This window comes from Kitasatospora sp. NPDC056783 (genome assembly GCF_042789895.1).
Lineage (GTDB): Bacteria > Actinomycetota > Actinomycetes > Streptomycetales > Streptomycetaceae > Kitasatospora.
This window is the reverse complement of the sequence record NZ_JBHUAF010000486.1, coordinates 1-5,342: the sequence shown is the minus strand read 5'-3', so window position 1 is coordinate 5,342 and position 5,342 is coordinate 1. Positions and strand designations below refer to the sequence as shown.

Genomic DNA, 5,342 nt, shown 5'->3' with positions numbered 1-5,342 from the left:
GGTCGAGCGGGCGACGGTACGATCAGCCGGTGATCGAGGACCATCCGTTCCATGACGGCCGCAACATGGTGTGGGAGCTGGAGGGATTCCCCTCCGGCGACGACTGGCGCCGCTCCTGCGTCACGCTGACGCGCGAACAGTTCCTGCGGGTGAGGGGCCTGTTCGAGCTCGGCGACGACGAATGGATGACGGCCGGCGTGTATCCGGTCCCCGTCGAGGCCCAGGGCCCGCTGCGGGAAGTCGTCGAGACGGCGGTGTTCGAGGAGGGGGTGGACTACTTCCTCGGAGCCTGCCGGAACCTCCCTCCGGGAATCTGACCCTCCCGCCCGCCTCCGCGACCCGTTCCCGGGCCGTGGGAACACGGGAGGCGTGGGGCGGCCCCGCCGACGTCAGTCCAGGTAGAACTCGGGCTCCGAACCCTCGCGCACGGTGTCGAGGGTGAAGCAGTGGAACCCGCCCCCGAAGAGCCGCCGGTGGCGGTGCCGCACCGGGACGACGGTGAAGCGGGCCGCTTCCAGCGTCTTGATCAGTTCGGGGCAGGCCTCGTTCACCAGCACGGTGTCGGGCGACACGGACAGCACGTTCATGTCGATGTACTTGCTGGTGAGGATGAGTTCGCCGTCGTCGTAGGCGGGGAAGTTGTTCGCGTCCGGCGGCGGCGCCATGATCATGTCCCACTTCTGGAGCTGCGGCGGCAGCATGTCGGCCACCGCCTGGTTGCGCACCAGCAGCAGCCCGGGCCGCAGCGCGATCACCTTGCTGTCGATGTGGTTGTCGGCGAGGTTGTGCACCCGGTGGATGCGGAACCGCCCCGCGAGGTGCCGCTCCAGCCAGCGGACGGCGAGTTCGTGGTTGGCGGTGGCGATGTTGACCATGATGTCGCCGCCGAGCCGCAGGCACTGCGCGCCGTCGAACATCATCTCCAGGCCGACGTCGTAGACCGACGGCCGGGGGGCGTCGATGTACTCGGCGGGCCCGCCGGGCGAGCCGGCGGCGTACGAGCGGTCGAAGGACCGGTCCGTCATCAGCGGACGCGGCATGACCGTCCACCGGGCGCCGTCGCCGAAGTACTCGCCGAAGACCTCGGCCAGGAACTGGTTCTCGTGGTAGCGCGCCCGCACCTGCGGCGGCGTCTCGATGATCTCGTCGCCCAGGATGAGGGCGTTGTCGCGGATGTTCAGCGGCGGGATGGCGTCGGCTTCCCACGCCAGGGTCCTGATCCGCTGGTCCGCGCGCATCGTCCGGGGCCGCAGGACGGTCACGGACAGCTGGCTCAGCACCTCGGCCAGGCCTTCCACGTCCTCGACCAGCTCGTCGACGTAGCGCTGTTTGATCCGGTGCCGCCCCCGTGCCGGAGCGTCGTCCTCGGGAGCGTCCTTGTCGGCGGTCCGCCGCCGGACGCTCGGGTAGTACATCTTGTCGAAGTTGTTGTCGTCGTCCGCCAGCTGGTCGTAGAAGAACAGGTCGAACGACATGTCGCGTTCATGAGAGAGATAGTTCTCGGCGGACCCCACCACGATTTCGCGCAGCGGCGACCAGTCGTCATAGCTGTTGAGTCGCATTCGATCTCCGTCCCACCGGTACGGTGTGTTCCTGGACGACGTGAATCCGTTTCCTGATGCACTGAGAAATCGATCTCCGCCGGATCAAGCCCCCGCCCGGCGCTGCTGATCAACGACACTACGACGCCCCATCCTCCTCGTCAATACACTGTCAACTCCCTTCTGCACTCCTGTCCGAAGATCGGCAGGACCGAATTCCCGTCGACGCGACCGCAGGCCGGGAGGCTTTTCGACGGACGATCGCCGATCACCGGGACGATCATTTCCGGATCGGCCCGGTGAACACCGCCGGCCGATTTCCCCGGCGCGGGCGCCGCGGCCCCGGCGACCCGACGCGTCCGAGGCCGCCCCACCCGCACTACCGGCTTTCGGGACGGGTGGCGGTCAGACTGAGGACATGAGCGCTTCTCAGGGGCAGGGCCCGGTGGACCACGACGAGGCACACGAGGGCGCGTTGGGCGACCGGTTGAACTGGCTGCGGGCAGCGGTCCTGGGCGCGAACGACGGCGTGGTGTCGACGGCGGGCCTGGTGATGGGCGTGGCGGGCGCGAGCGCGACCGCCACCGAACTGCTGACGGCGGGCCTGGCGGGCCTGCTGGCGGGTTCGCTGTCGATGGCGGCGGGCGAGTACGTGTCGGTGAGCACCCAACGGGACGCCGAGCAGGCCGCGTTGGCGAAGGAGCGGCGGGAGCTGCACCTGACGCCGGAGGCGGAGTTGGCGGAGCTGGCCGGCCTGTACGAGGCGAAGGGCCTGGATCCGGAGCTCGCGCGCCGGGTGGCGGTGCAGCTGACGGCGCACGACGCGCTGGCCGCCCACGCGGAGACCGAACTCGGCATCGATCCGGAGGCGTTGACCGATCCGTGGCGTGCCGCGTGGGCGTCCTTCGCGTCGTTCACGGTGGGTGCGGTGCTGCCGCTGTTGGCGATCGTGCTGCCGCCGCCCGCCCACCGGCTGTGGATCACGGTGGTGGCGGTGCTGGCGGCCCTGGTGGTGACAGGTCACGCGAGTGCCCGCCTCGGCGGCGCCGACCCGCGCCGGGCGGTGCTGCGCAACGTGCTGGGCGGCGGCATCGCGATGGCCGTGACGTACGTGGTCGGCACGATCCTCGGCGCGTCCACGGGCTGAGCCCGCAGGCGGGCCCGCGACGGGCAGGTCACCAGATGCCGCGTGCGACGGCCGCGCCGGCGAAGGACAGCGCGGTGCCGAGCAGAACGGTGACCGCCCGTCAGCTGAACGCCGAGGCGTGGTCGGCGGCCCAGGCCCGATACGGCCGCGGTCGCAGACCCGTCAGCTGCTCGAAGGCCGGCTCGACCGTCGCCTTGAGTCCTCGGGCCTGGCGCTCGGCGCTCTGCAGCAGTGCCTCCACGACCGGAGCCGGGTGGCGCTTCGACCACTGCGCGGCGGCTTGTTCCGGCGTCAGTTCCTCGATCCGGAGCGGGCGCCGGAGGACCGCCGCGAGGTTCGACGTCTGCTCGGCCGAAGTGACGGCCTCCGGCCCGGTCAGGGGATGGATCCGGCCGGCGTGACCGGGCTCGGTCAGGGCCAGCGCCGCGATCCGGGCGATGTCGCGCGGATCCACGCACGCGTTGCGCGAGTGGGGGTTCAGGGACCGGACGACGCCCTCGGAGCGGATGGACGATGCCCAGGCCAGGCTGTTCGACATGAAGGCACGCGGGCGGAGGATGGTCCAGTCCAGGCCGGACCGGCGGATCAGTTCCTCGTTGGCCCGCTGCCAGCGGGTGATCAGGTCGTCCGCGTCCTCCTCGGCGACGGCGTAGGCGGACAGCTTCACCACATGGCGGACGCCGGCCGCGGCCGCCGCCGCGATGAACCGGGCGTCGTCCGGCTGGGTGGGGTCATTGGTGACCAGGAACGCCGCCCGGACGCCGCCGAGAGCCCGGAGCAGCGCGTCATGGTCCGCGTAGGCGCCCGTGGCCACCTCGACGTCACGGCCCGGCGGGGTCAGTCGCGCGGGGTCCCTGACGAGCACCCGTAAGGGTCGGGTCGACGCCAGCAGTCGGGCCACCTCGCGGCCGATCGTTCCGGTGACACCGGTCAGAAGAATCACAGTGATATTCCCGTCATTGGAGCGAATCCGATGCCACACCGAAACGGTCGGGGAATGCGGGTGGAACGGCCTCGGTCTGAAGGAGACAGCAGGCCGACGGCTGTTCGCAAGAGGATCGATCGACCGCGCGTTCCCTCTGCCCGTAAGCGCAGACCTTCTGCCCGTGTGCGCAGCACTCCTGCCCGTGTGCGCAGAAATGCCCCCGGTGCATACCATCGGGGCCGGATTCACCGCAGAATCGGTCCACGTGCTCGTCCAAGGCTAATGCGAGTCGGGACCGAGTCGGAATCAGAGACACCACCGAAAGCGCCCGAAACCGCCGTGACCCCGGCGGTGGAAATGCCCGGCGGTCTGCCGCCCAGCGCGCCGACGCCAGGCCCGAGCCGATGTCTCGGGCGGGCCGGCGAATCCCGGCCGCGACCCGCCCGTCCGGCTCCCCCGGCCGCGTCGAAGGCGCCTTTCGCACCCATCACCCTCCGAGTCCCGGACGGCGCTTCGCGCCCCGTCGACTCGAAACGCGAGGAAATCGAGGTATCCAGAACAATGACGCATGCGGCGCTGATGCCCGTGACCCCGGACGTACCCGAAAGCAGTCTGCTCGGTCCCGTCCGGCCGTCGAAGGACGGGGACGGACGGCTGTCCAACCTGATCGTCGACCAGACCGATCCGTTCTTCTTCGACCACCCGCTCGACCACGTTCCCGGCATGCTGCTGATCTGTGCCATGGCGGACTCGATCGTGGCCGGTACCGACACGTCCGCGGCGGGCCGGGTCAAAGCGGCGATCACGTTTCGTTCCATGGCCGAGCTCGGCCCGGAACTGGAGTTGTGCGCGGGACCGTTCGAGGACGGCCGGTGCACCGTTCGAATAACGCAGGAGTCGACGTCCATCGCCGACGGCTGGGTCGAGTTCTCGGCGGAGCAGCCGCCCGAGTCGCCGAACGGCCCCGAAGGAAGCGGGCATCCGCCCGCACAGGCGTCACTGGTGCACCGGGTGCGCCCGGAGAACGTGATGATCGGCGATCCGTCCGTGGAGGACGACCGGGTCACCGCCGCCGTGGTGCACCCGGCGGAGGGCCACGCGCTGAGCAGCCGACGTCCCGGTGTCCACCGGACCGAAGCCGTCATCGAGGCCGGCCGGCAGCTGTCCACCTGGCTGACGCACCGTACGGGCGGCTGGTCGCTGGACGCGCAGGTACTCCTGGGCGGGGTCGCCATCGACCTGCCGGTCGGGATGCCGCACTCGCTCCCGCTGGCGCTGCGCTGGCGGCCGGTGCCCATCTCGGCCAGCCGCACCGAGTTCCGGTTCGACCTGATCCCCGGCGGTGACGCGGACGGCGACGACCACCCGGTGTTCGGCTCGCTGGTCTACACGGGCAAGATCCTGCGGCCCGAGGTGTACGCGCGCTTCCGGGCGAGCCGGAGCGCGCGATGAACCAACGTGTCGTCGTGCTCTGCCTGCGCGCCCTGCTGCCGGTGGTGTCCGCCACGATCGTCGTCGCGATCGGGGTGCTGCTCACCGCGGACGGCCCCTCGCCACACCTCGTGGCGGCGCTCTTCGCCTTCGCCTATCTCCTGTGGGTCCTGGCCGAGGCCCGGATCAGCGTGCGGCACCCCTCGCAGTCGGCCGCCGAGAACAGCACCCTCCTGCCGTACGCGCTCACCCGTGCCGGCACCGCCATGGCCGCCGTGCTGTGGCCGCTGCCGTGGGA

Annotated in this window: 6 protein-coding genes; 4 read left to right on the top strand and 2 right to left on the bottom strand. The window is 70.5% G+C overall.

Going from position 1 to position 5,342, the window contains the following annotated elements:
• The coding region (locus tag ACFRMQ_RS37550) for a hypothetical protein (protein ID WP_380735352.1) at positions 1 to 317 on the top strand (317 nt) is incomplete at its 5' end.
• Between the two features lie 72 nt (positions 318 to 389).
• Here ACFRMQ_RS37550 and ACFRMQ_RS37545 read toward each other — a convergent pair.
• Positions 390 to 1,562 carry a glycine amidinotransferase gene (locus ACFRMQ_RS37545; RefSeq protein ID WP_380735350.1) on the bottom strand — a complete coding sequence of 391 codons (1,173 nt, stop codon included), beginning with the start codon at positions 1,560 to 1,562 and terminating at the stop codon, positions 390 to 392.
• A gap of 397 nt (positions 1,563 to 1,959) precedes the next feature.
• Here ACFRMQ_RS37545 and ACFRMQ_RS37540 point away from each other — a divergent pair, with 397 nt between their 5' ends.
• Positions 1,960 to 2,688 (top strand): VIT family protein, encoded by a 729-nt coding sequence (locus ACFRMQ_RS37540; protein WP_380735347.1) that lies wholly within the window; start codon positions 1,960 to 1,962, stop codon positions 2,686 to 2,688.
• Between the two features lie 100 nt (positions 2,689 to 2,788).
• On the opposite strand, the gene ACFRMQ_RS37535 is transcribed toward ACFRMQ_RS37540, so the two are convergent.
• Positions 2,789 to 3,631 carry an NAD(P)H-binding protein gene (locus ACFRMQ_RS37535; protein ID WP_380735346.1) on the bottom strand — a complete coding sequence of 281 codons (843 nt, stop codon included), beginning with the start codon at positions 3,629 to 3,631 and terminating at the stop codon, positions 2,789 to 2,791.
• 561 nt (positions 3,632 to 4,192) lie between these two features.
• Between ACFRMQ_RS37535 and ACFRMQ_RS37530 the strand changes: the two genes are divergently transcribed.
• Both ACFRMQ_RS37530 and ACFRMQ_RS37525 read left to right on the top strand, forming a co-directional pair.
• Positions 4,193 to 5,065, top strand: coding sequence for an AfsA-related hotdog domain-containing protein (locus ACFRMQ_RS37530; RefSeq protein WP_380735345.1), 873 nt, complete (start codon positions 4,193 to 4,195; stop codon positions 5,063 to 5,065).
• Positions 5,062 to 5,342 (top strand): hypothetical protein (locus tag ACFRMQ_RS37525; RefSeq protein WP_380735344.1); only part of this gene is annotated, 281 nt, incomplete at its 3' end. The genes ACFRMQ_RS37530 and ACFRMQ_RS37525, both read left to right, overlap by 4 nt.